17 protein-coding genes are annotated in these 25726 nt (G+C 72.1%); 11 read left to right on the top strand and 6 right to left on the bottom strand.

Features of this window, described 5'->3' with window-relative positions:
- Nucleotides 1-816 precede the first annotated feature (816 nt).
- The 11 genes from ACFQSB_RS27435 to ACFQSB_RS27385 all read left to right on the top strand — a co-directional run bounded on the left by ACFQSB_RS27435 (nt 817) and on the right by ACFQSB_RS27385 (nt 18364).
- Nucleotides 817-1638 (top strand): conjugal transfer protein, encoded by an 822-nt coding sequence (locus ACFQSB_RS27435; RefSeq protein WP_380829802.1) that lies wholly within the window; start codon nt 817-819, stop codon nt 1636-1638.
- A gap of 144 nt (nt 1639-1782) precedes the next feature.
- Nucleotides 1783-2031 (top strand): hypothetical protein, encoded by a 249-nt coding sequence (locus ACFQSB_RS27430; RefSeq protein ID WP_354840636.1) that lies wholly within the window; start codon nt 1783-1785, stop codon nt 2029-2031.
- A 38-nt stretch (nt 2032-2069) separates the two neighbouring features.
- Nucleotides 2070-5342: a TcpE family conjugal transfer membrane protein gene (locus ACFQSB_RS27425; RefSeq protein WP_380829796.1), complete on the top strand. Its 3273-nt coding sequence runs from the start codon at nt 2070-2072 to the stop codon at nt 5340-5342.
- A gap of 78 nt (nt 5343-5420) precedes the next feature.
- The gene (locus tag ACFQSB_RS27420; RefSeq protein WP_380829795.1) at nt 5421-7904 is read left to right on the top strand and encodes an ATP-binding protein; all 2484 of its coding nucleotides are present in this window, start codon (nt 5421-5423) and stop codon (nt 7902-7904) included.
- Nucleotides 7901-10636: a hypothetical protein gene (locus ACFQSB_RS27415; protein WP_380829794.1), complete on the top strand. Its 2736-nt coding sequence runs from the start codon at nt 7901-7903 to the stop codon at nt 10634-10636. Before ACFQSB_RS27420 ends, ACFQSB_RS27415 begins: the two co-directional genes overlap by 4 nt.
- 2 nt (nt 10637-10638) lie before the next feature.
- Nucleotides 10639-11319, top strand: a complete 681-nt coding sequence (locus tag ACFQSB_RS27410) for a hypothetical protein (RefSeq protein WP_380829793.1) — start codon at nt 10639-10641, stop codon at nt 11317-11319.
- Nucleotides 11316-12410: a C40 family peptidase gene (locus ACFQSB_RS27405; protein ID WP_380829792.1), complete on the top strand. Its 1095-nt coding sequence runs from the start codon at nt 11316-11318 to the stop codon at nt 12408-12410. The genes ACFQSB_RS27410 and ACFQSB_RS27405 overlap by 4 nt, the downstream gene beginning before the upstream one ends.
- Before the next feature lie 548 nt (nt 12411-12958).
- Complete coding sequence (locus ACFQSB_RS27400) at nt 12959-13921, top strand: hypothetical protein (RefSeq protein WP_380829791.1); 963 nt, start codon at nt 12959-12961, stop codon at nt 13919-13921.
- 63 nt (nt 13922-13984) lie between these two features.
- Nucleotides 13985-14374, top strand: a complete 390-nt coding sequence (locus ACFQSB_RS27395; protein WP_354922846.1) for a (deoxy)nucleoside triphosphate pyrophosphohydrolase — start codon at nt 13985-13987, stop codon at nt 14372-14374.
- A 109-nt stretch (nt 14375-14483) separates the two neighbouring features.
- A complete protein-coding gene (locus ACFQSB_RS27390) occupies nt 14484-17018 on the top strand; it encodes a hypothetical protein (RefSeq protein ID WP_380829790.1) in 2535 nt (844 codons plus the stop codon).
- 83 nt (nt 17019-17101) lie between these two features.
- Nucleotides 17102-18364, top strand: a complete 1263-nt coding sequence (locus ACFQSB_RS27385) for a hypothetical protein (protein WP_380829789.1) — start codon at nt 17102-17104, stop codon at nt 18362-18364.
- A 257-nt stretch (nt 18365-18621) separates the two neighbouring features.
- On the opposite strand, the gene ACFQSB_RS27380 is transcribed toward ACFQSB_RS27385, so the two are convergent.
- The 6 genes from ACFQSB_RS27380 to ACFQSB_RS27355 all read right to left on the bottom strand — a co-directional run bounded on the left by ACFQSB_RS27380 (nt 18622) and on the right by ACFQSB_RS27355 (nt 25586).
- Entirely contained in the window at nt 18622-19404 is a 783-nt protein-coding gene (locus tag ACFQSB_RS27380) for a succinate dehydrogenase/fumarate reductase iron-sulfur subunit (RefSeq protein WP_354922855.1), read from the bottom strand.
- The gene (locus ACFQSB_RS27375; protein WP_380829788.1) at nt 19404-21311 is read right to left on the bottom strand and encodes a fumarate reductase/succinate dehydrogenase flavoprotein subunit; all 1908 of its coding nucleotides are present in this window, start codon (nt 21309-21311) and stop codon (nt 19404-19406) included. The genes ACFQSB_RS27380 and ACFQSB_RS27375 overlap by 1 nt, the downstream gene beginning before the upstream one ends.
- A 9-nt stretch (nt 21312-21320) precedes the next feature.
- On the bottom strand, nt 21321-22136 hold the full coding sequence (locus ACFQSB_RS27370; RefSeq protein WP_380829787.1) for a hypothetical protein: 816 nt from the start codon (nt 22134-22136) through the stop codon (nt 21321-21323).
- A gap of 234 nt (nt 22137-22370) precedes the next feature.
- Nucleotides 22371-22820 carry a response regulator gene (locus ACFQSB_RS27365; RefSeq protein ID WP_354922864.1) on the bottom strand — a complete coding sequence of 150 codons (450 nt, stop codon included), beginning with the start codon at nt 22818-22820 and terminating at the stop codon, nt 22371-22373.
- A complete protein-coding gene (locus ACFQSB_RS27360) occupies nt 22813-24390 on the bottom strand; it encodes a sensor histidine kinase (RefSeq protein ID WP_380829786.1) in 1578 nt (525 codons plus the stop codon). Before ACFQSB_RS27360 ends, ACFQSB_RS27365 begins: the two co-directional genes overlap by 8 nt.
- Nucleotides 24387-25586, bottom strand: coding sequence for a PP2C family protein-serine/threonine phosphatase (locus ACFQSB_RS27355; protein ID WP_354840253.1), 1200 nt, complete (start codon nt 25584-25586; stop codon nt 24387-24389). The genes ACFQSB_RS27360 and ACFQSB_RS27355 overlap by 4 nt, the downstream gene beginning before the upstream one ends.
- Nucleotides 25587-25726 lie beyond the last annotated feature (140 nt).

Raw genomic sequence — 25726 nt, 5'->3', positions numbered from 1 at the left:
CGCAGCGGGATCGGCCGTGCGGCCGTCACCCATCACGAAACGCGCCTGACGGTGCGTGAGCCTGTGACCTGCGGATAGTAAGGCGTGGCCGTCAGGTGATCGGCAGGGCGGCGCGCCCCGCGTACTCTCCAGTGTTTGGGTCGGTCATGCGCTCCGCCGGGGCCGCCGGCCGTGTACGTGCCGCCGCGCGCCCGACCGCGCGGGCGGCCTGGCGGAAGGGAGGCAGTGCGTGCGGGCACTTCGCGACCTCCCCATGGATCGGCGAACGCGATCCCATCATCTGCCTGAGCAGCGGTTATGCCTCCACAGCATGTCCGGTTCACGGTGGTTTCTTGTCAGGTGCGAGCTTTGTCCTTAATGCGAATCTCGTCGGGGAGGTGAGTCCAGGCTCGCGGACGAACAAGGGCACTCTGTCCTGCGTGAACTCGGTAGTGGCGTTCCTGATACCGGAGGAAGACCGACTTGGTCTGCTACGGCGATGCCTGCACCATGGGCGTGGCTTTCCTGGAACAATTGGTGGGGCCGCTAAAGTGAATACTTCACCATGGATAACAGGATCGATAGTAAGACGACACCGCGCCAGCCGGGGGGATCGGCGCGAGCGGAGGCGTGATGGCTCGCAGGTCAAACGTCCAGCACGGTCCGCGGACCGCTGGCGAACCCGAGCATTCGACGTACCCTCCCTCGCCCTACGACCCGGACCTTGACCCCGTGCCGGGTCGCGGACGCAGCGCGCCACGCCGTGGCGGGTGGTCCGGTGGGGGCGGGCGCTGGCTCGTGTGGACGGGCAGAGCGGTGCTGTGGGCGTTGATCATCGTGATCGTCGTCAACGGCGTCCGCGCGCCCATCGAGCGCATCACTCAGGGTGACCAGCCCACCGGCGCGCCGGCCGCGCCCACGGGCACGGGCTTCCCGGAGGCCGACGCCGCCGCGTTCGCCAGCCAGTTCGCGCTCGCGTATTTGAATTACGACGCCGCCAAGCCCGACGACCGGGCCGAGCGATTGAAGCCTTTTCTTCCGGTAGGGGCGGACACTCAATTCGGCTGGGACGGTGTGGGGCGAATGTCCGCCGGTAATTTCCAGCTTTCTGGCATTGAAGTGAGTGACGCGCAAAATGCGGTTGTGACGCTTTTCGCCCAGTCCGGCGCGCAGCGCTGGAAGCTCTCGGTCCCGGTCTACTACTCCGAGGGCAAGTTCGTCGTCTCCGGTCAACCGGGGCTGATGCCCGCGGGCGGCCCGGCGAACCTGCCCCAGCTTCCGCAGGCCGACCACGACGACACCGCGGAAAACGAGCTGCGACCGCAACTCGAGAACTTCTTCAAGGCCTATGCGGCCGGCGATCCGACCCAGTTGCAGCGTTATGTCGTCCAAGGCGAGACGCTCGACGGTTTCGACGGAAAGGTCACGCTGGCCGAGCTGAAGAGCGTCAGCGCTCCTCCGGGCGGCGCCACCCGCGAGATCACCGCCGTGGTCAAGTGGACGTTCGCCCAGGGCGCGGCGCCGTCTCCGGCCGCCACCTCGGGCGACCAGGCCGGAGGCACCGGCGCGCTTGACCAGGCCTACCGGCTCACGGTGGTCAAGCAAGGCGGCAACTGGTACGTCAAGGACATTCGCGGCGGGACGCGGACCGTTGAATGAGACCGCGGCGGCTATGAGAGGCGGCGAGGGAGCGGCCAAGGGAGCGCGACGATCCCCAGCGGGTCGGCCGACCGGCGAGCGCGACCATGAGCAGGAGGACCAGAGTTGATAGTGAAAATGATCGTGGAGAACGCGCTGGAGGTCATGACGCCGTCGGCGCCACCGACCGGCGGCGTGAACACCGCGGGGCTCGCGGACTTCCTCCGGAGGTTCTTCGCCCCGCTGTTCCTCGTCGTGGTCTCCGTCGTCGCCATTTTCTTCCTCTTCACGCGGGAGATCACCAGATTCGTCCAGTTCATCATTCTGGCGGTCGCGATCGGTGTGATCTTCTACGTGCCCAACGTCATCGAGGTGACGGCCAGGGCGATCGCGGGAGCGCTCGGCATCAGATGAGCGCGACCAGGTTGCCGTGACAGGGAGAGGAGGATCGGGTGGACCTGCCTACCTATACCAATATCTGGCGCATTGAGAAGCGGCTCTACAAGCTGTACGACCTTCGGCTGCCGATGCCGCTTCCGATCGTCTGGATCGGTGTGTTCTTGGGCGTGCTTGTCCCCTGGTCGGTGCTCCTGCGCCTTCTCCAGGTCCCCATGGAGATGCCCTGGCACGTGCTGTACCTGGTGCCTCCGGGCATCGTGACGTGGCTGTCCACCCGGCCGGTGATCGAGAGCAAGCGGCTCAACGAACTGCTCCAGTCCCAGCTCCGCTACTTCGGCGAGCCGAAGACCTGGTGCCGCCTGGCGCCGGCCGACGAGCCCGACGAGATCACCTTCACCGCCAAGGTCTGGCGGTCGGCTCCGCAGGCCGCGCTCCTGGCCTCGGCCGAGACCGCGAAGTCCGCCTCCAGGTCCCGGCGCGGCGCCCGCGCCAAGCCCAAGCACACCGCCCCCCGCAAGCGGGCCGTCCCCTCCTGGGCCCCGGCACGGCAGGTCCCCTCCATCAAGGCACGCCCGGGCGAGGTGCGCCCGGCCGTGGCCGCCGCCGCGGCGGCCGTGACCTCGCTGCCGGCCGCCGAGCCCCCTGCCCGCCAGGCCGAACGCCCTCGCGTCACCCAGGGAACAGCCGCCGCCCAACCCGCTGCGGCCCTCCCCGCCATCGCACCCCCCGTCCAGGACCCCGCGACCCGGGCGACCGGCCCCGCGACACCCACCCCGGCCACGCCCGCCATCGGTCCCGCGACGTCCGTTCCGGGGTCCGGCATCAGCCGCGCGACACCGGCCATCGGCCCCGCGACCTCCGCTCCGGGGTCCGGCATCGGCCGCGCGACACCGGCCATCGGCCCCGCGACGTCCGCTCCCGGGTCCGCCATCGGCCCTGCCACACCGGTCATCGGCTCGGCGACGCCGGTCTCCGGCCTCACCCCGGCCGGCTCCGAGGCTCCGGCCGGTCCTTCACGGCCTCGCGTCTCCACCCCTGATCGCGTCGTCGTCCGCCGCGATCCGGCCCCTGACCGGCTCGTCGTCCCGCGCCTGCCCTCGCCGGGCCGCCCCGCTCCCGAACAGGGCCTCTCACGCGACCGGGTCACCGAGGCGCAGGGCCTCTCACGCGACCGCGCCCTCGAAGCGCAGGGCCCGTCCGGTGACCGCGTCGCCGAGGAACGAGGCCTGTCACGTGAGCGTGCCTCCGAGCGGCAAGGGGTCTCGCGTGACCCTGCTCCCGAGCACCAGGGCCTGTCGCGTGACCCTGCCTCCGAGCGGCAAGAGGTCTCGCGGGACCGTGCCGCCGGGACGCCGGAGCGGTCCGGCGCGAAGGCGGAGGCGACTCCCGCCCTGGGCCAGGGCATCTCGGCCACCCCGCCGCCCATAGGCACCGAGGCGCTGCGCCGCCTGCGCCGGCTCGCGGCCTCCGCGGAAAGCCGCGGCACGACCAGCGTCCCCGGCAGCACCCCTGCCTCGGGTATCGGTCGCCTCGGCATCCCTGCCGGGGGCATTCCCGTCCCAGGCGCCCCTGCCCCGGATCCGGCCGTCACGGCAAGCCCGGCAGACACGACAAGCACGACAAATACGTCACCCACGGCTGGTGCGGCGCCCACGGCGAGTACGCCGTCCTCGGCTGGCACGGCGCCCACGACGGGCACGCCGTCCTCGGCTGGTGCGGCGCCCACGGCCGGTTCGCTCCCTGCGGCAGGCACGGCGGATACGGCGCCCGCAGCGGGTACGGCGGATACGGCGCCCGCGGCAGGTAGGGAGGCCACTGCCGCCGCGGCGGGTACGGCGGGTGCTCCGGACGTTTCGCGCGTCGCAGGGCCCGCCGGCGTCGCCGGGACCGCCGGGACCGGGCGTCCTGGGGCGGAGCCGAGCCAGGGCGAGCCGGTGGCCGGTACGCGGGCCGGTGCCGGGGAGACCGACGTCCGCGAGCAGCACCGCAAGGGGCAGCCGCCTCGTGCCGCCGCCCCGCAGTACCGGCTGCCCGAGTCCCGAACGGTCTGGCCGGTCTCCCGCACCCGCCCCTCCGAGACTCCCCCCTTCGAGACCCCCGCCTCCGAGCCGCGCCCCTCCCGGGCCCTCGCTTCGGAGCGTCCGTCCCAGAGCCCCGCTTCCGAGCCGCGCCCGTCCGAGGGGGCGGGCGGTCGTGGGGCCGAGGGCGTCGGGGCCGAGGGCGTCGGGGCCGAGGCTCCGAGGACCGCCGTGCCGCGGGTTCCGGCGCGGCCGGCCGCGCGCGAGCAGGCGGCGCCGCCGCTGTCCATCCGCGCCGTGCCCACGGGTCCGGGCGCGCCCGCCGACCCGGCGGCGCCGTCGGTCCCCGTGCCCGTGCCCCGTCCGGGAGACGAGCCGCGCGTCCGTCGCGTCGAGTCCGTCGTCGGGCGCGACCAGTCGGGCGGCTGGCGACGGCTGGCCCAGGTGGTGGTCGGCGGCGGCGGCCCGAACCGCAACGACGGCATCGAGATGGACGAGGCCAGGGCCCGCACGACGCTCGCGGGCAGCCGCCGCGTCGTCGTCCTCGGCTGCACGGGCGGTGCGGGGCAGACCACGACCACGCTGATGCTCGGCCACACCCTGGCCCGCTACCGCGAGGACCGCGTGGTCGCGGTGGACGCCAACACCGGCGACCACACGCTGACCGGCCGCATCGCCACCGACTCGCCCGAGACGCTGACCTCGCTTCTGGCCGGGCTCGACGGTGTGAGCGGTTACCTGAGCATGCGGGCGTACACGACGCGCAGCGAGTCGGGCCTGGAGGTCGTCGGCTCCGACTCCGACGCGGCCGCGGCCCGGCGGCTCGCCGACCGCGGGTTGTTCTCCGACGAGCGTCTCGCGCACGCCATGCGCGTGCTGGACCGCCACTACAGGCTGATCATCGTCGACCCGGCCGCCTCGATGGCGGCGCGCATGCTCGCCCACGCCGACCAGCTCGTGCTGGTGGCCCCCGCCAGCGAGGACGCGCCGGACGCGGTCGCGATGACCTTCGACTGGCTCGACGGGCACGGCTCCACCGAGTTGCGCCGGCGCGCGGTCATGGTGATCAACGGCGTGAGCCGGCGGAGCATGGCCGGGGTGGAGCAGGCGGAGGCGGTGGCCCGCGGCCGCTGCCGCGCCATCGTCCGCGTCCCGTGGGAGGACGAACTGGCCCCCGGGCACGCCGGCCCGGTCCAGCTCGCGCATCTGCGGGCCTCGGGACGCAGGGCGTACGTCGCCCTCGCGGGAGTTGTGGCAAGCGGCCTGGCGGTGGCGAACCGCCCGAGCGAGGAGGAAGTGGCCCAGTGAGCAGCATGCCGGCGCGGTGCGGGGAGGTAGTGGCTCAGTGACCAGCAAGCCAGCGCGGTGCGGGGAGCGGTCCGCCTGATGGGAAGATCGTCGCGGTCGAGGAGCAGGCTGGCCGTACGCTACTTCGACGATCGGATCCTCCTCACCGACACGTCGGCATGGGCGTATTTCCGGCTTCCGACGGTCAGCTACGAGTTCGTGACCGCCGAGGAGCGGGAGGCGCTGGCCACCAACATCACCATCGCCCTGGCGGCGATCCGCATGACCGACGCCGAGGTGCATCTGCGGGTGGCCCACCGGGCCTATCCCGCAGCCGAATGGGCGATGGCGCTGAACGCGACCTCCGACGAGGGCGAGGGCTGGCGCGACTACCTGGAGGAGATGTACCGCCACGTCTGGGCCAAGGACTTCTGGACCAAGGAGGTCTACCTCGGCGTGCGGCTCGGCCCGCGGGGCGCGCAGCTCGGCACGGGCGTGCTGGCGCAGCTGCTCGGCTACTACCAGCGCGGCGAGAAGAGTCTGGGCCTGGACGACGACCACGTCCCGGACGCCGAGATCGACAAGTGGACCGTCCAGGCCGAGCGCCTCGGCCGCGCCCTCGGCTCCAGCGCCCTGTACGCGCGCCACGCCAGCTCCGGCGAGATCGCCTGGCTGTTCCGGCACGCCGCCTCCGGGTCGCTGGGCGACCCGCCGTCCTCGGCCACCCCGTCCAGGCGGTGGGGGAAGGGCGAGATCGAGTCGCTGGTCGAGGGGCAGATCCACAACGGCCGGTCGTTCCTGCGCGTCGAGCAGCCCGAGGGCGACTCCTACGTCGCCCATCTGTCGTTCGCCAGGTTCCCCGACCTGATGCCGTTCCCGGACGGCGAGCCGTGGCTGCACTTCATCGACCAGTTACCGTTCCCGGTCGAGGTCAGCTCGCGGATGCGCCTCATCCCGCCCACCAAGGCCAGCAAGGACGTCGCCCGCAAGCTGGCGCACGCCCGCGACATGGACATCCACATCCGTGAAGCGGGGGCCGAGGCGCCGATCGCCCTGGCCGAGCAGATCGACGCGGCCCGCATGCTGGAACACGGCATCACCAAGGAGCGACTGCCGTTCGTCTACGGGTGGCACCGGCTGATCGTGGCCGCGCCGAGCCAGGAGATCTGCCTGCAGCGGGTCGAGGCGGTCGTGGAGCACTACCGCGACATGGGCATCGACATCGTCAACTCGACGGGCGACCAGTTCTCGCTGTTCTGCGAGGCGCTGCCGGGCGAGCGGGTGCGGGTCAACGCCTACGCCCAGCGGCAGCCGCTGCGCACGATCGCGGGCGGCATGGCGACGGCCACCGTCGACCTCGGCGACCGCATCGACGAGACCGGCGCAGGGTGGGCCGGCCCGTACATCGGCGAGACGCTCGGCCGGGCGCGGTCGATCGTCCACTTCGACCCGCTCGTGGCCGCGACGCGCAACCGGCCGACGGCCATCGCCATCACCGGCGAGCCGGGCGGCGGCAAGACGACCCTGGCGCTGCTGCTCATCTACCAGATGGCGGTGCGCGGGGTCACCGTCGCGGTCATCGACCCCAAGGGCGACGCCGAGTCGCTGGTCCAGCTCCTGCAGAAGCGCGGGCGCAAGGCCCGCATCATCCCGCTGGGCTCGGCGGCGCCGGGCCTGCTGGACCCCTTCTCGTTCGGGGACGACATCGCGGCCAAGAAGACCATGGCCACCGAGACGCTGCGGCTGCTGCTGCCGCGCATGTCGGAGGAACGCGAGTCGGCGATGATCCAGGCCGTCGCGACGGTGTCCAACGGCGCAGACCCGTCGCTGGGCAAGGTCGTCGACCACCTGGAGCAGGCCGAGGACGCCGCCTCGCGCAACCTCGGCGCGGTGCTGCGGTCCATGGCCGAGATGCACCTGGCCCGGCTCTGCTTCGACCCCTCCGGTGGCGACCAGATCGACTCCGAGGGGTGGACCACGGTGTTCACCCTCGGCGGGCTGACCCTTCCCGACGTCGCCACGGCCCGGGACGACTACTCCTACGAGCAGCGCCTGTCGGTCGCCCTGCTCTACCTGGTGTCGCAGTTCGCCCGGCGCCTGATGAACGGCCTGGACCGCCGCGCGCCCAAGGCGATCTTCCTGGACGAGGCGTGGGCGATCACCTCTACACCGGAGGGCGCCAAGCTGGTGCCCGAGGTGTCGCGCATGGGCCGTTCCAGGAACACCGCGCTGGTGCTGGTCTCGCAGAACGCGGGTGACCTGCTGAACGAGCAGGTCACCAACTGTCTGTCCTCGGTGTTCGCCTTCCGCTCGACCGAGCGCGTCGAGGTGGACCACGTGATGGCGCTGCTGGGTGTGGAGCCCTCCGAGGAGCACAAGGCCGCGTTGCGGGCGCTGGGCAACGGCGAGTGCGTCTTCCGCGATCTGGACGGCCGCGCGGGCCGCATCGGGGTGGATCTCATCTCCGAGGACCTGCTGCGCTGGCTGGACACCAATCCGACCCACGACAGGCCCGGCGAGGGCGCGCATGATCCTCGCGGGCGGACCAACAGGCCGGGAGCTGCGCAGGAGGTGCGGTCATGAGTCACCTTGGAAGCGGCGGCAGGACGTCCGTGTGGCGTGCGGGCATGGCGAGGGCGTCGGTGTCGCGTGCGGGCATGGCGAGGATGGCCGTGTGGCGTGCGGGCATGGCGGGAGCGGCGGTGTGGCGTGCGGGCGCGGCGAGGGCGTCCGGGCGTCGCGGAGGCGCGGCGGGCGAGGGTGGACGCGGCAGGCGGCTGCGCCGCAGGGTCGTGCTGATCCTGGCCGTTCTCGTCGGCATCGTCGTGCTGCCCATCGCGTTCTCGCCGACCGTGGCGGGCGCGGCAGGCCCGTGTGACCTCTCGCCCGACCTGTCACCCGAGATCGTGGGCGGCGGCATGGACGGCCTGGTCAAGCCGCCCCCGCCCGACTCCGCCTCCGGCGGCGCCGGCGCGACCGGGACGTCCCCGGCCGCGCAGAACGCGGTCCCCGGCGTCTCCCCGGCGCCGCAGGGCGGCACGTCCGCGACGGTCGGCAAGGCGGCGGTCCCAGAGCCGCTCACCAACTACGACCGGTACGGCATGGCCGGCCAGTTCTGGCACACCTACGGTCTGGGGTGCAACGACGTCGCGGCGGTGCTCGGCAACGCTTGGGCCAACTCGGTGTTCTCCTGGGCCAAGGACATCGACCGCATGACGATCACCACCTACCAGGCGGCGGCCACCGAGGGACCGCTCCAGTCCATCAAGGACGTGGTGGACGACATCGTCACCAACCTGGCCGATGCCATGTACTGGCCGTACCTGCGGGTGATCGTCCTGCTCGGGGCGGTCTGGCTCGCCTGGTACGGGCTGATCCGCAAACGCGCCAGCACCACGGCCGAGGGCGTCATCTGGATGATCCTCGCCGTCACGGTCGCCGTGTGGTTCTTCAGCCGCCCCGGCGACTTCACCGGCCTGGGCAAGACCGTGACCGACAAGACGGCCGAGGTCGTCAACTCGGCGTTCAGCGGGCTGCCGGGCGCGGGCGGGGCGTCCTGCCTGCCGACCAAGGGCCAGGCCAACCCCAAGGCCGGGCCCGGCGGCTACGGCCAGAACGGCACGCCGGGCGTGGACCAGAACGCCGACGCGCTGTGGTCGACACTGGTCTGCAAGCCGTGGCTGATGGGCGAGTTCGGCACGGCCGACGCCAAGGCGCCGGTGGTGGCGGTGATGGGGCCGAAGCTGCTCGACATCCAGGCCACCGACCTGCAGGAACAGGTCTCGGGGCAGAAGCAGGCCTCCGGCGCGCACCAGACGAGGTACGAGGAAGAGGTCGCCAAGCCGCTCGAGAGCACCTCCATGTTCTTCCTCTTCCAAGGCAAGGACTGGACCACCCGGCTCAGCATCGCCATCGGGGCGCTCATGGCCGCCATGGTCGCGGGCGTGCTGATCTTCCTGGTCGCGGTGTCGCTCATCGCACTGAAGATCGGGTTCCTGCTGCTGCTCATCCTGGGCCCGGTGTTCCTGCTGCTCGGCGTGCACCCGGGCTCCGGGCGGATCATCGCGATGCGCTGGGTCGAGATGCTCGTCGGCACGCTGCTGAGACAGGCGGTGCTGGCCTTGGTGCTCGGCGTGCTCGTGTACGGGTACGCGCTGATCATCTCCACGAACCTGCCGTGGGGCATGCAGATCATGTTCATCGCGCTGCTCACGATCGCGGTGTTCTTCTACCGGCGTCCCTTCCAGCACCTGTTCGCGTCCATGGACGGGCACACGCTCGCCACCCGGATGCTCGGCGAGGCGGCCTCCGCGCCGACCCTGTCGCGCGCCGCGAACGCCCTGCCGCCGGTCGCGGCGGCCCGCATGGGCCGCTGGGGCCTGCGCAAGGCCGAGCCGGTCATCAACGCGGCGGCCATGGCGGGCGGGGGAGCCGCCGCGGCGGCGGCCGCGTCCGGGGTCGCCCAGGGCCGGGTCAGGGGCGAGGAGGCCGCCGCGGGCGGGCCTCAGCAGCAGGGCACCCGCGTCCCGGTGGGCGCGCAGCCCGCCCCGCTTGACGCCGACGGGCAGGCGGGCGCGCGGCGCAAGGCCGCCGGGCGCGGCACCGCCATTCCGCGTCCCGGAGCGGCGCCGCCGCTCAACCTGTCGGGACGCGCGGGCAGGGCGGGCGGCGGCCAGGCGAGCCCCCGGCCGCCGACGCGCACCGGCGCGGGCGGCGGATCGCCCGCTTCGGCGGGCTCGGGCGGTGGCGGTGGCGGCGGCGGTTCGGTGGGCGGCTGGTTCGGCGGCCGGTCGGGCGGCTGGGCGTCCCGGTCCTCGGCGGCGGGCGGCTCCTCGGGCGGGTCGTCGGGCGGGTCCTCGGGTGGCGGGTCGTCCCGCCGGTCCGAGGCGCCGCGCGCGGCGCGTTCCACGGCCGGCGGCCCCCGCGGCCTGTCCGGCGGCGGCTCCGGTGGTTCGGGTGGTTCCGGTGGTTCGGGTGGCCTGTTCGGCGGAGGCGGCTCATCGGGCCGTTCCTCCGGCGGCCTGTTCGGCGGCGGCTCGTCCGGCCGCTCGTCGGGCGGCTCCTCCGGCAGGTCGTCCGGCGGCTCCTCGCGTTCGTCCGGAGGGTCGTCGCGCTCGTCCGGCGGGTCGTCCGGCGGGCTGTTCGGCGGCGGCTCGGGCGGCCGGTCCTCCAACGGGTCCTCGCGGGGCGGGCGCTCGGACGGCGGCCGCTCGGAGGCTCCGCCCCTGTGGTTGCCACCGCGCTCGGGCGGCGGGCGCGGTGAGGACGAGTCCGCGCCGTTCTGGCTGCGTCCGGGCGACGGAGACAAGGACTGACGATGGTGCAGGTGAACGACCGGCGGGGTCTCGTCTTCGCCGGGGTGGTCGTCGCCCTGGCGGCCGTGGGCATCTATCTGTCGATGCGCCCGGCCTCCGGCGGCGACGGCGAGCTGCCGCCCGGCGTGGTCACCACCACGACCGCGGCGCCGCCGCCGTCCTCAGCGGCCTCGCCGGCGCCGGCGATCACCCCCGGCACGTTCGACATCTACGGCTACCTGCCGCTCTCGCGCGAGCAGATCGCCCAGGCGGCCGACACCGCCCAGCGGTTCGCGGCCTCGTACGCCACCTACCGCTACGACGAGGACCCCGCCTCCTACGCCGAGCGGCTGAAGGCGTTCACCACCGGCGAGTTCGGCGCCGTCCTGGCCCGTGACGTGACCACGCCGGCCACCGTGGAGCAGAACCGCGCCGACGAGGTCGTCTCGCAGGGCACGGGCCGGCTGAAGTCCATCCGCGACATCTCGGCGGGGTCGATCGTCCTGGTGGTGACCGCGGCCCAGCGCATCACGGCCAAGAGCGGGCCGCAGAACCGCAGCGCCGACTACGCGGTCACCCTCACCCAGGTCGGCACCGACTGGCGGGTCTTCGACCTGCAGCCCGCCGACGCCGGCCAGGACGGAGACCCCGGAGGGGCCGACACGGGGGAGAACGGGGACACCGGCGAGGGGACCACGCAGTGACCTCACGGGTGCGCGTCGCGCTCCTCCTGGGGCTGGCCGGAGTCGTGCTGATCACGCTCGTCATGGCGCCCATGCTCATGAGCACCTTCCCCTCCTTCCTCGGCGGCGGAAGCGGCGTGACCACCGACTGCGCGAACGGCGACAGCGGGGTCGTCAACGTGACCAACGTGTCCGACACCGCCCGCTCCGACATCCCCGCCGACTACCTCCAGCTCTACAAGAAGCACGGCAAGAAGATCGGCGTCCAGTGGACGGTGCTCGCGGCCGTGGGCAAGCGCGAGACCGACCACGGCCGGTCCACCCTCGCGGGCGTGAAGAGCGGGACGAACTACGCGGGCGCCGCGGGTCCCATGCAGTTCCTGATCAGCACGTGGGGCGGCAAGGCGAAGATCAAGATCCCGTCGAAGTTCAGCGGGTACGCCTCCGACGGCGACGGCGACGGCTGGGGCGACGTCTACAACCCGGCCGACGCCATCCTCGGCGCCGCCAAGATGCTCAAGCGCAACGGCGCCCCCGGTGACCTCAAACGCGCGCTGTTCGTCTACAACCACGCCATGTGGTACGTCGAGCAGGTGCTGGAGATCGCGCGCCGCTACGCGACCAGCGGCACGCTCGACCTGCCGCCCGAGGCCGACCCCGACTGCGACCCCCCGATCGTGGAGGCCGCTCCGGACCAGGTCGTCCGCGACATCCTCGCCTACGCGCTGGCCCAGCGCGGCAAGCCCTACATCTGGGGCGGCACGGGACCGGCGGGGTTCGACTGCTCGGGGATCATCTACATGGCCTACCGGTCGGCCGGGCTGTCCATCCCGCGCACCACCTTCGGCCAGTGGCCGTTCGGCGTGAAGATCAAGAAGGGCGAGGAGCAGGCCGGCGACCTGGTCTTCTTCAACGCCGGCCCGGGGACGTCGTCCGACAACCCCGGGCACGTCGGCATGGTCGTCTCTCCGGGCAAGATGATCGAGGCCCGGTGCACCCTCTGCGGCCCGATCAAGGTCACCACCTACCGCGAGCGCCCCAACATCGTCGGCTACACCCGCCCCCTGCGCAACGAGGACGTCCTGGCCCAGCTCAAACGCCTCCGCACCTGACCCGCGTGCTCGGCGCCTCCCTCCTGGCCGAACCACATCGACGAGGCGTACGACGCCTCCAGGAGCGCTCCGGCGACCGGGACGGCCATGAGCGGCGCCAGGACGGCGAGGACGGCCCGCGCGGCGACCCGCCGGGACCGATGTGGTTCCCCGCCGCGGTCGTGATCCGCGGGATATGCGGGATATGCGGGAGATCGCCGGGCGGGGCCGGGACACTGCTAGCGTGGCCGACCGGCACTTGAAGGGACGACCGGGGAGGCCGCGTGGCGCAGTGGTCGGGGGATCCGAACGAGCCGGGCGACCGGCGTCCACACGGCGGACCGCCGCAAGGACATCCGCTTCCGGGACCCCCGCCTCAGGGGCATCCGCTCCCGGGACACCCACCGCAAGGTCCGCCGCCCCAGGGGCCGCCGTCCCAAGGCCCGCCGCCGCAGGGTCCGCCGCAGCCGACCTGGTACCCGCCGCCCCAGCCGCCGTACGCGCCGCGGCAGGGCTACCCGCCGCCGCCCCCGTCCCGGCCGAAGAAGAAGGGACGGGCGGTCCTGGCCGTGGTGGTGTCCTTGGTCGTGGTGTGCGGGGTGGCGACGGGCGGCTGGCTGGTCTGGCGAAACTTGGGCGGTGGCGGCGGCGCCGGGCCGGACGCCGGCCGGTCCGGGCTCGAGGCGCTCAAAAAGGGCACGCTCACCGCGCAGGACGTCGCGAAGATCGACCCGGCCGCGCTCTTCTTCGCGAGCTTCAGGGCGACCGCCATGCAACCGGTCATGCGCATCACCGAGGAGTCGTACACCGATCACGGCAGGTTCCAGGCCGCCAAGCCCGACTACGTCTGGGAGAGCGGCTTCGACTACCGCACCAAGCAGTGGCGCCTGGCCTGGGGAGCGGCCGACCAGGGGGCTCCGATGTCGGTCTGCGTCGACGGCCACGCCTACCTGTACAGCTACCGCTTCGAGAACTGGACCGACCGCGGCACCGGCGACCCCATGTGCCAGACGAAGTCGGCCTACCGCTACATCACCGACAACCTCTCCTCCGGCGGCATGACCGCCGCCCAGGCGGACGCCTGGATCGCGCACCTGCGGGAGGAGTACAAGGGCCTGGTCAACCCGGCCGCGCCCCGGCTCGCCGAGGTCAAGGGCAGGCGGTACCTCCGGCAGGTCGTGGACCTGACGCCGGTCAAGCGGGCCGACGGACTGTACTACGGCGGGCAGGCGCTGATGTGGTCGTTCAAGGCGTCGGGCCTCGACCCGCAGGCGCACCCCTACAGCTACCGCGGCGCGATGAACAGCGGCTACCACGCGGTCTACTACATCGACCCCCGTTCGCTGCTGCCCGCCTACTCCGAGATCGAGCAGACCCCCGGTCGCGGTCCGGACGGCGGCCCCGTGGCCGGGGGCGGCTGGTACAAGTGGCGGGTCCGGTACCACCTGCCCGGCGGCCTGCCCGAGATCACCCCCGGCGGCCCGCCGCCGCGGCCGAAGGTCGACTGGGGGATCGATGGGGGTCACCCTTGATCTGAGCGCCGGTTGGCGGCCTCCGGCGGCGCGATCCGGGCAGACTCCCTAGTCTTTACCCGCATGGAGAAGATTGTTGTGGCGGCGGCCATCGTCGAAGGGGGCAGACTGCTGGCCGCCCAGCGCGCGGGACCGCCGGCGATGGCCGGCGGGTGGGAGTTCCCCGGCGGCAAGGTCGATCCGGGAGAGAGCGACCAGGAGGCGCTGATCCGCGAGTGCCACGAGGAACTCGGCGTCGGCATCGCGGTGGGCGACCGTGTCGGCGGCGACTGGCCGCTCAGTCCCGGGTACGTCATGCGCGTCTGGCTGGCCCGGCTCACCTCCGGCGTGCCGCACCCCCTTGAGCACTTGGCGCTCCGGTGGCTCGCTCCTGACGAGCTCTACGACATCGCCTGGTTGCCCGCCGACCTACCGGTCGTCCGGGTCGTGGAAGATCTGATCCCCCAGGGTTGAACGCCGCCGAGGTGTGAGATAACAGTCACGGACAGTGATGTGTTTGTCGCGCATCGTATCGGGGGAACGGGGTTCTGCGGTGGCCGGTTGGTGGCAACGTGCTCGGGTGATGTCCGTCGTCGGAGTCGGCGCCGGCGCGCTGGTGCTGGGAAGCGGCACCTCGCCGCTCCTCGCGCGCGCGGCGGAACGCGGGTCGATGGACCCGCCAGAGTCCGTCGATGCCGCCAAGCTCACCGTCCGCCTGATGCTCGCCGGGCGGCCTGCGGAGAAGGCGGGGCCGGTCCGGGCGGGGGACGTCCTGCACTTCCGCGTCCGCCTCGACGCGCAGACCGGGCGGGCCAGGGTGGCGGTGTCCGCCAGCCCCGAGGGGGCGCTGTCCTCCGTCGGCTGCGAGGACCTCGCCCGCACGCCGGTGCGGCCCGACGCGCGCCTGCGCGTGTGCGATTTCAAGGAGATCGCCGGCACCAAGGACGTCGACGTCGCGGTGCGAGTGCCGCGCGAGGCGGAGCAGGTCGGCGTCACCGCCATCGCCCACCTGCGCGACCCCGCCGGCGTCCAGTGGATCCGGCGCACGGCCGAGGCCAAGCTGCTCATCGACGACAAGGGGTTCGGGGACCTCAAGGCCACCGACGGCCTGCTCCCCGGTCCGGCCGCCAGCCAGTCCCCGGGCGAGGTACCGCCGGACGGCGTCGCGGCGGGCGAAAGCGGACCGGCGGGCGGCGAGGCACGCGGTGACGGCGCCGCCCTTCTGGCCGATCACGCGGCGTGGGGCGTGAAGCCCGGCGGCAGGCGCTCCACGGCCGGTGGCGACGATGACGACCCGGAGAGCATCGGCGCGACGACCGGCACGGGCGACACCACGGGCGACACCACGGGCGACGTCACGGGCCGCGACACCCGCGACCTCGGCGACACGGATGACGCCGATATCTCGGCCGACAAGCCGGGCACGTCCGGCAAGCGAACTCCCGCAGGTCCGGCGTCACCGCCTCAGCGCCCCGACGCCCGCCCCCGCACTCCGTCAGTAGGCCCCACCGGCCCCGAACCGGCACAGGGCTCCGGGTCCGAGCAGGCCGGAGCCGACCACAAGGCCAAGCCCGAAAGCCCGGCCGCCAAGCCTGGCTCCGTGCCCGAACTCGCCGGAGGCCGTCCCGCCGAAAGCGTCGCACCTCCCTTGCTCGCGAGCCCTGGGGCCGTGGTCCCCTCGGTCGATGATCGTGCCGTCGTGGGCGCGCAGCCGGGTGGCCGTGAGGCCGAGGGGGCGGTCGGTGGCCGTGAGGTCGAGGGATCGGCGGCCGGTGACGGTGAGGTCGCGGGGTCGGCCGCCGGCGGTCGTGAGGCCGGGGATTCGGCGGCCGGTGAGGGAAAGTCCCACGGCAAGACGGGCAAGACGGGCAAGACGGGTAAGCGGCATCGGGCGATCAGGCCCGAGGCGTCGCGGGCCATGGCCGGGACGGACTCCGGCGACGCGCGTCCGGACGCGGTCGTCGCCGGACCGATGCCGTCTCTCCCGCACCCGGCCCCGGGTGTCCCGGCGCGTCCCGATCAGTGGCTTCGTCCCCGTTCCGCGTATTTCGCCGGCCCGGCGCACCTTCCCGGCCCCATGCCCCTTGGGGCGCCGGCGTGGGCGCCCCGGGCGATGCCGCCGATGGGCGCCGGCGTACGGCTGCCCCTGGCGATGCCGCCCGCGCCGCCCGCGCCGGTGCCGAGTCCCGCGCAGGTCAGGGGCCCGGTCATCGCTCCGGGCGCGGGCAAGGCCCCGAGCGCGAAGGCGGCGCCGCGCGTCCAGCCCTACGGCGGGGTCCCCGGGCAGGCCGGGGCGCGGGGCCCGATCGCCGGGCAGGCCGGGACGGTCATCGCGGGCCGCGTCCCCGGCCGAGGGCCGGGCGCCGTGCCTGGGCAGGGCCGTGCTGAGGCGGGCCTCCCCGGCAAGGGCCATTCAGGGACGGGCGCGCCGGGGCGGACCAAGGTGCAGGGACGGGGGGCCGTCGCCGGCCAGAGCGGTGCGGGACGGATGCTTCCGGGACAGGTGGGGACGGTTCCGCTGGCGGCGGGAGCACGGCCGGGCGCCGTCCGGCCCCGGCCGGGGCAGGCCATGGGCGCCCCGGGTGGCGTAGCTCCGGGCGGTGTGCCGGTCCGCGTCGTTCCGGGCGGCGGTGTTCCGGGCGGTGTGCCGGGCCTCGTCGGTCCGGGGGGCGTGCCGGGAGCGGCTGTTCCCGGGGCGGCCGTTCCAGGGGGCGTTCCAGGAGGCGTTCCGGGGATCGTTCCCGGGGGCGTTCCGGGCGGTGCTTCCGGGGCCGGCGCTCCCGGTGCTCCGGGGGCCGGTCCGCGGGGCGCGGCCGGGTCCGCCGTTCCGGGGGGCGGTACCGGGGCCGGCGCGGGGGTCGCTCCTGGGGCGGTCCTGCCGGGCGCCGTGCCCGGAGGAGGGCCACAGGGGTCCTCGGCGGGGGCTCCGCTGCCGCAGGATCCTCGCCCCGCCAGGCAGGGGCTGATGGCCGATGCGGGGGACGACGAACTCGAAATGGTCCGCGGCCTGCCCGCCGCCGGGGCGGCGGTGGTGATCCTGGTCGGCGCGTTGTGGTTGCAACTGAGGCTTCGGCGCAGGTTCGCGGCGCGGAAAACCGGGCAGTCGAAGGAGCTCTGAGGCTCAAACACCCTTTACTGTTACTTTGGCCGGTCTAGACTTTCGTAGTGATCGGCAGGGTGGCACCTCGGAAGGCGGCATCGGTGAGCGGACGCGTGCATGTGACGGCCGTGTCCGCGGTGTTGGGGGCGCTCGGCCTGACCGGCGTCGTCCTGCTCGCCACGGCGCCGATGACCGCGCCCCGGGCGAACGCGGCCCAGGTCGTGATGGCCGACCCCACTGACCAGGTGGAGCCGACCGACCCGACCATCACCGACGACCCCGGGGCCGGCCCGCTGGACACTCCGGAGCCCGATCCCACCGTGACGGTGACGATCACGACGAGCCCTGACCCGACGGTCACCCGCACCAGGACCGTCACCCCGCGGCCGACCAAGACGGCGACGAAGCCCCCCAAGCCCAAGCCGACGGCGACGGCCACCAAGACGGCTCCGCTCGCGCCGCCGCCCACCCTTGAGAGCACGCCGCTCACCACCGCGCCGGCGATCCCGACCAGCGCGCCGCTCATCACCCCCACCACCCAGCCCGTGGAGACGCCGGCGCCCGACCCGATGGTGTCGCTGGCACTGGCGAGCCCGACGCCGACGCCGAGCCCCACGGAGTCCCTGGACGCGGCCGCGTCGTTCGACGACCCGACGCCCGACTCGGTGCCGATCGAGATCCGCAACGCCTCTCCCGAGTACGACCAGCTCACGCTGAGCAGGAAGCTCGCCATCCCCGGCGTGCTGCTGGCCGTCCTGGTGATGCTCGGCGTGCTGATCTTCGAGGGCCGGGTGCGGCGGCTGGCGCACGCGGCGGCGGTACGCAAGGCGGGCCCGCGCTCGCCGGGCAGGCACCGCGGCGACGAGCTCCCCGCCGGCCTGCCGCTGCCGGGTTACCCGATCTACCACGGCGGCACTGCCTACGCGCCGATCATCAGCTTCGTCCCGGTTCAGGGCTATCCGAACGTGCCCGGCGCGCCCCAGGGGTACGGCGCCCAGGACCCGCAGGGGTACGGTCTGCCGTACGACCCGCAGGGGTACGGCGTGGTGTACGAGCAGGGGCACCCCGGGTACGGGCACCCGGGCGACGGCGGCCCGATCGCGCTGCCGGCCGGGATGACCGGCGCCGCCGAGCCGTGGCCCCGTGCGGACGCACAGGGGCCCGCCGGCCCCGGCGCGGGTTCCGGCCTCGCCATGCCCGGCACAGGGCCGCAGAACGGCGATCAGCTCGCTCCAGGGCCATGGACGCCGGACGCCGGCGCGCGCGACACGACCCTGCAGGCGCCGCTCCCCGGCGCCGTCCCGGCCGACAAGCCGAGCGCCGGACTCCTCGGCCTCTTCGGCCGCCTCCGCCGCAAGGGCTGACCCACGCGGCCCGTCTCCGCGGCCGGAGCCGATCCGGCGCGGCGGCCTCTGCCGCAGCCGTCCGCCTCCGCCGTGAGGGCTGATCCGCCGCGAGAGCCGGCCACCGCCAGGTCCGCCTGCCATGCGCCGGTCGCGCCGGAGGCGGCGCGGCGAAGATCCCTCCACTGCCGCCGGAAACGACCGGCTTGATACAAGGAAGGCCGCCGGAAACGGACCAGCCCGAGACCGGCGGTCTCGGGCTGGGGGGTGGGCTGCGGTCAGCCGGTCTTGCCGGTGGTGGAACCGGACGCGCCGGAGCGCTTGAAGATCTTGTTGCCGAGCCAGACCAGCGGGTCGTACTTGCGGTCGACGACGCGCTCCTTCATCGGGATCAGCGCGTTGTCAGTGATCTTGATGTGCTCGGGGCAGACCTCGGTGCAGCACTTGGTGATGTTGCAGTAGCCGAGGCCGTGCTCCTCCTGCGCCGACTGCTTGCGGTCGGCCACGTCGTAGGGGTGCATGTCCAGCTCGGCGATGCGCATGAGGAACCGCGGGCCCGCGAACGCCGCCTTGTTCTCCTCGTGGTCACGGATCACGTGGCAGACGTTGTTGCACATGAAGCACTCGATGCACTTGCGGAACTCCTGGGACCGCTCGACGTCGATCTGCTGCATGCGGTACTCGCCGGGCTCGACGCCCTGCGGCGGGGTGAACGACGGGATCTCCCGCGCCTTCTGGTAGTTGAACGACACGTCCGTGACCAGGTCCTTGATGACGGGGAAGGTCCGCATCGGGGTCACGGTGATCGTCTCGTCCTCCTCGAAGGTGGACATCCGCGTCATGCATCCCAGCCGGGGCCTGCCGTTGATCTCCATCGAGCAGGAGCCGCACTTGCCGGCCTTGCAGTTCCAGCGCACCGCCAGGTCGGGGGTCTGCGTGGCCTGGAGCCTGTGGATGACGTCGAGGACCACCTCGCCCTCGTTGACCTCGACGACGAAGTCCTCGAGCTTGCCCTCGCCGCCTTCGCCGCGCCAGATGCGGAACTTGGCCTTGTAACCCATCAGGACTCCTTAACGAGCGCGTCGTAGTCCGCCAGCTCCTCGGCGGTGACGTACTTACTGAGCTCCGCCCGGTCGAACAGTTGGATCAGGTCGTCGCGCATGGAGGGCTGATCGACCTCCTCGACGGTGACCTCGCCGTCGGGGGTGACCGCGCACCGCAGCAGCCGGCGGCGCCACTCGGCCGACATGGCGGGGAAGTCGTCGCGGGTGTGCCCGCCGCGGCTCTCCTCGCGGATCAGCGCCGCGCGCGCCACGCACTCCGACACCAGCAGCATGTTGCGCAGGTCGATGGCCAGGTGCCAGCCGGGGTTGTAGATGCGCCCGCCCGGCGCGCCGGTGTTGGCCGCGCGCTCCTTGAGCTTCTCGACGACCTCCAGGGCCTCCTTGACCTCCTCGGCCTTGCGGATGATGCCGACGAGCTCGTTCATGGTGCGTTGCAGCTCGTGGTGCACCTCGTAGGGGTTCTCCCCGCCGGTCCGCGAGAGGGGGGCCACGGCCTCGATCTCGGCGCTCTTCATCGTCTCGGCCGGGGTGACCGGACGGGCGGCGAGGCCGTCGATGTACTCGGCGGCGCCCGCGCCGGCGCGGCGTCCGAACACCAGCAGGTCCGACAGCGAGTTGCCGCCGAGCCGGTTGGAGCCGTGCATGCCGCCGGAGACCTCGCCGGCCGCGAACAGGCCGGGCACCGAGGAAGCGCCGGTGTCGGCGTCGACCTCCACGCCGCCCATGATGTAGTGGCAGGTCGGGCCCACTTCCATCGGCTCGGCGGTGATGTCGACGTCGGCGAGCTCCTTGAACTGGTGGTGCATCGAGGGCAGCCGCTTGATGATCTCGGCGGCGGGCAGCCGGCTCGACACGTCCAGGAACACCCCGCCGTGCGGGGAGTTGCGTCCCGCCTTGACCTCGGAGTTGATCGCGCGGGCGACCTCGTCACGGGGCAGCAGCTCCGGAGGGCGGCGGTTGTTCGCCTGGTCGTCGTACCAGCGGTCGGCCTCCTCCTCGGTGGTGGCGTACTTGTCCTTGAACACCTCGGGGATGTAGTCGAACATGAACCGCTTGCCCTCGGAGTTGCGCAGCACCCCGCCGTCGCCGCGCACGGACTCGGTGACGAGGATGCCGCGCACCGACGGCGGCCACACCATGCCGGTCGGGTGGAACTGGATGAACTCCATGTTGATCAGCTTGGCCCCGGCGAGCAGCGCGAGCGCGTGCCCGTCGCCGGTGTACTCCCAGGAGTTGGAGGTCACCACGTAGGACTTGCCGATGCCGCCGGTGGCCAGGACCACCGCGGGGGCGTCGAAGCAGATCAGCCGGCCGGTCTCGCGCCAGTAGCCGAAAGCGCCGCTGATGGCGGCCTCGGGGCCGGGGCCGTCCTTCAGCAGCTCGGTGATCGTGCACTCGGCGAAGACCTTGATGTAGGCCTCGGGGTCGCCGTGCAGCTTCTCGTCCTCCTGCTGGAGGGCGACGACGCGCTGCTGGAGGGTGCGGATCAGCTCCAGGCCGGTGCGGTCGCCGACGTGGGCCAGGCGCGGGTACTCGTGGCCGCCGAAGTTGCGCTGGCTGATCTTGCCGTCCTTGGTGCGGTCGAACAGCGCGCCCCAGGCCTCCAGCTCCCAGACCCGGTCGGGGGCCTCCTTGGCGTGCAGTTCGGCCATGCGCCAGTTGTTGAGGAACTTCCCGCCGCGCATGGTGTCACGGAAGTGCACCATCCAGTTGTCGGCCGGGTTGACGTTGCCCATGGCCGCCGCGGCCCCGCCCTCGGCCATGACCGTGTGGGCCTTGCCGAACAGGGACTTGCAGACGATGGCCGTTCGCTTGCCCTGCTGCCGGGCCTCGATCGCCGCCCGCAGGCCCGCGCCGCCCGCTCCGATGACGACGACGTCGTATTCGTGACGCTCGATATCCACTGGTGTTCCTTACGCGAACGGGAAGTTGACGATGCCCTTGGCGACGAGCCGCACGTAGAGGTCGGCGATCATGACCGAGTACATGGAGAGCCAGGCCAGAAGCATGTGCCGCCGGTTCAGCTTGGAGACGAAGGTCCACATCTTGTAGCGCACCGGGTGCTTGGAGAAGTGGTTGAGCCGCCCGGCCGTGATGTGCCGGCAGGAGTGGCAGCTCAAGGTGTACGCCCAGATCAGCACCACGTTGATCCACAGGATGACCGTGCCGAGGCCCACGTGGCCCCAGTTGCCGTTCGCGTCCCGCAGGGCCAGCACCGCGTCCCAGGTGAGCACCAGGGCGATGAGGATCGCCCCGTAGAAGAAGTACCGGTGGATGTTCTGCAGGATCAGCGGAAGGCGGGTCTCACCGGTGTACTTCTTGTGCGGCTCGGCCACCGAGCAGGCGGGCGGCGAGAGCCAGAACGCGCGGTAGTAACCCTTGCGGTAGTAGTAACAGGTGAGACGGAAACCTGCCGGCAGGCCGAGGATGAGAATGCCGGGCGGCAGCGTCCACCAGTCGCCGAACGGCGCGAGCCCGAGGAACCGCGCGCCCTCAGGGCAGGAGGTCGCGAGGCAGGGCGACGAGAAGGGGGCGATGTAGGGCTCGACGAAGTAACTCTTGTCGAAGATCGCCCAAAAACCGTAGACGAGGAATGACGCGAGCGCCGCGAAGGTGATGGCCGGTGCGAGCCACCATCGGTCCGTGCGCAGGGTGCGGGCCGTGATCTGGGCCCGCTGCTTCCTCTGCCCCGGTTCGTTGATCGGCCGGCCGGCCGTTGTCTGGGTCATCGGAGAACTCTCCACCTCCCGCGGACCCCTCTGGTGTCAAAGGTGAGGGTCCGAGGCTTTCACGTAGGGCTGGATGCCGCGCGCGTCGTGGTTCGCGCCGGTCGCACAGCCGCGCGCGGGCCGGTGGGGCTCTACGTTACGACCCTGGGTACCCCGCGTGTGAGAAGGGTCACTCACTTTTTCGGCCGACCTCGTGTGATTCCTGTCACGTCCCTGTCACCCCCGTGTCAGGGCCTACAGACGTTGACCGTTCTTTGGCAGTTTCACGACCGTCACGAAGAAATCGTCGATCTGACGGACCACTTTGATGAACTGGTCGAAGTCGACCGGCTTGGCCACGTAGGCGTTGGCGTGCAGGTGGTAACTGCGCAGGATGTCCTCCTCGGCCTCGGAGGTCGTGAGCACCACCACGGGGATGCTCCGCAGGGCGGCGTCGGCCTTGATGTCCTCCAGCACCTCTCTGCCGTCCTTACGGGGCAGGTTGAGGTCGAGGAGGATCAGGTCGGGCCGCGGCGCGTCGAAGTAGGGGTCCTCCTGGCGCAGGAAGGCCATGGCCTGCTCGCCGTCGCTGACGACGTGCAGCTTGTTCTGCACCTTGTTGTGCTCGAACGCCTCCTTGGTCAGCAGGACGTCTCCAGGGTCGTCCTCGACGAGCAGGACGTCGATGAAGCGGTAGTCATCCATGCTGATCTCCAGTGATCGCGGGCAGGGTCCAGCGGAACGTGGTGCCCGGGTTGCCGGGGTCTGGCTCGTCCAGCCAGATCTTGCCGCCGTGGTACTCGACGATCTTCCTGCACAGAGCCAGGCCGATGCCGGTTCCGGGATATACGTCCCGTGGGTGCAAGCGCTGAAATATCAGGAAGATCCGATCAGCGTACTTGCTGTCGATGCCTATGCCGTTGTCCGCGCAGGCGAACTCCCACATGTCGCCCTCCTGCCGGGCGGAGATGTGGATGTGCGGCGTCCGTTCCGAACGGAACTTCAAGGCATTGCCGATGAGGTTCTGCAGGAGCTGGGCGAGCAGCACGCGGTCCCCGAACACCGTGGGCATCGGGTCGTGCGAGACGACGGCGTCGGTGTCCTCGATCTTCGCCGAGACGTTGCCCACGGCGGTGTCCAGCACCTTCTCCATGTCCGTCGGGGCCTTCACGCCGCCCACCCGGCCCACACGGGAAAGGTTCAGCAGATCATTGATGAGGAGTTGCATACGCTTGGCGCCGTCGACGGCGAAGGTGACGTACTGCTTGGCCCGCTCGTCGAGCTGGTCACCGTACCGCTGCTCCAGCATCTGGGTGAAGCTCGCCACCTTGCGCAGCGGTTCCTGCAGGTCGTGGCTGGCCACGTAGGCGAACTGCTCCAGCTCGGCGTTGGAGCGGCGCAACTCGGCCGCCTGGTCCGACAGCAGCCGCTGGGCCTCGGCGGCGCGGCGCCACTCGCGCAGCATGCGCCCGCGCATGGCGTCCACGCGGCCCGACAACTCGGCCAGCTCGGCCGGCCGGCGCACCTGGAGCTGGTGCTCGAAGTCGCCCTGCGCCACCGCCCGCACCTGGTGGGTGAGCTGGGAGATCGGCCGCAGCACGATGTACCTGACGATGAGCGTAAAGGCCACCGCCGCGCCGACGAACACGAGGCCCATCACGAGCAGCACGAGGTAGAAGGTCTTCCAGCCCGCCTCGATGCGCGCGCTGCCGACGTCGTGCAGGTCGCCGAGACGGTCCTGCTGCGCCGACAGGGCCGCGCGCACGGCGCCGAAGCGCAGGGTGTTGACCGCGGCGTAGGTGGTCGCGGTGCCGGTCTTCAGCGTGGGCACCTTGGCGATGACGACGTCGGCGTAGTCGCGCCGCCACGCGGCCGAGGCGACGGTGAGCCGGTCGAAGCCGGCGCGGACGGCCGGGTCGGCCATGCGGGTCACCAGGGCGGAGAGCCGGGCGGTGGCGGCCGCCTCGGCCTGCAGACCCTGCCGGTAGTCGCGCAGGTACTGCTCTTCGTTCGTGCGCCCGAAGGCGCGGATGGAGCTCTCCTGCGTCGACAGGGCGGTGGAGATCTCCAGGGTGTGCAGGACGGCCGGGTCGATCACGTCGACGACCGACACGCGGGCGACCCGCAGGCGCTCGACGGTCATGACCGTGACGGCGGACCCGAGGGCGAAGGCCAGCGCCACGAGCATCCCGGTGATGGCGAACCACCGCCCGAGGGGCAGGCGCCCGACCCCGCTCGGCGGCGCGGGGGCGGGGAGGGGCGCCAGGTCGGTCATGGCGGGGGCCTGCGGCCGACCAGCACGGCGGCCAGATCGTCGCTGAGCGCGTCCCTGTGCATCTCCTGGACCGAGGTGATGATGCGGTCGAGGTCGATCTCGCCCTGCTCGCGGATGAGGCGGATGAGCCCCTCGGTGCCGAGCAGGTCGGGCCCGCCGCCCACCGTCGCCTCGATCAGGCCGTCGGTGTAGAGCAGCATCGACCAGTCGTCGCCGAGGTCGAGGTCGATCGTGGCCCAGTCGACGTCGGTGAAGATGCCGAGCGGAGGACCGGAGGGCGTGTCGGGCACGACGTCGAGGACGCCGCCGTCGACCCCGCCGCGCACCCACACGGGGGGCGGGTGCCCGACGACGTGGAGCTTGGCGGTGCGCAGGCCGGGGTCGATGGTGACCGTGCACATGGTGGTGAAGATCTCAGGGGACTTGCGTTCGTTGCGCAGGACGGCTTCCAGGGTCGTCAGCAACTCGGTGCCCGTGTGGCCGGCCAGCACGAGCGTGCGCCAGGCGATGCGCAGCGCGACGCCGAGCGCCGCCTCGTCCGGGCCGTGGCCGCAGACGTCTCCGATGACCACGTGCACCGCCCCGTCGGGGGTCTGGACGGTGTCCCAGAAGTCGCCCGCCAGCAGGGCCTGGCGGCGTCCGGGCAGGTAGCGGGCCTGGTGTTGCAGCCCGTCACGCGCCAGCTCGGGCTTGAGCATGGGGACGGGCAGCAGGCCGTGCTCCAGGCGGGCGTTCTCGCGGCTGAGGTGCTGGGCGTCGGCGAGCTTGCGCTGGGCGAGGTCGGCGCGCTTGCGCTCGATGGCGTAGCTGATGGCGCGGGCCAGCAGGCGCTCGTCGACGTCCTGCTTGACCAGGTAGTCCTGCGCGCCCACGGCGACGGCCTCGACGCCGACGTGGGCGTCGTTGAGCCCGGTGAGCACCAGCACGGCGGTGTCCGGCGCCATCGTGATCACCTGGCGCAGGGCCTCGAGGCCGGTGGCGTCGGGCAGCGACAGGTCGACCACCACGCACTGGACCTCGTCGGTGAGCCGGTCGCGGCTCTCGGCGAGGCTGCGCGCCCAAATGATCTTAGGAGGCGTCGCCGCACCGGCGAGCAGCTCCTCGACGAGGAACGCGTCTCCCGCGTCGTCCTCGATGAGGAGGATCGTCTGCATCTCGTGGGGCGCCGCCGGTGTGCCGGGCGAGAGCGCGGTCACTGCTTCCTCTTGTGACGTGATGACTGACCTTGCCTGTTGCCCTGCACCATATAGCGAAAGTCGTTCTGACGCATGGAAGTGAAAAACCCTGACTTGGGGGTCCGAATAGGAAATGAAACGCCGTGCACGTACCGATCTGT

It is taken from the genome of Sphaerisporangium rhizosphaerae (assembly GCF_042665155.1).
GTDB lineage: Bacteria > Actinomycetota > Actinomycetes > Streptosporangiales > Streptosporangiaceae > Sphaerisporangium > Sphaerisporangium rhizosphaerae.
The sequence above is the reverse complement of the archived record's forward strand: the minus strand, read 5'-3'. Positions and strand labels throughout refer to the sequence as shown.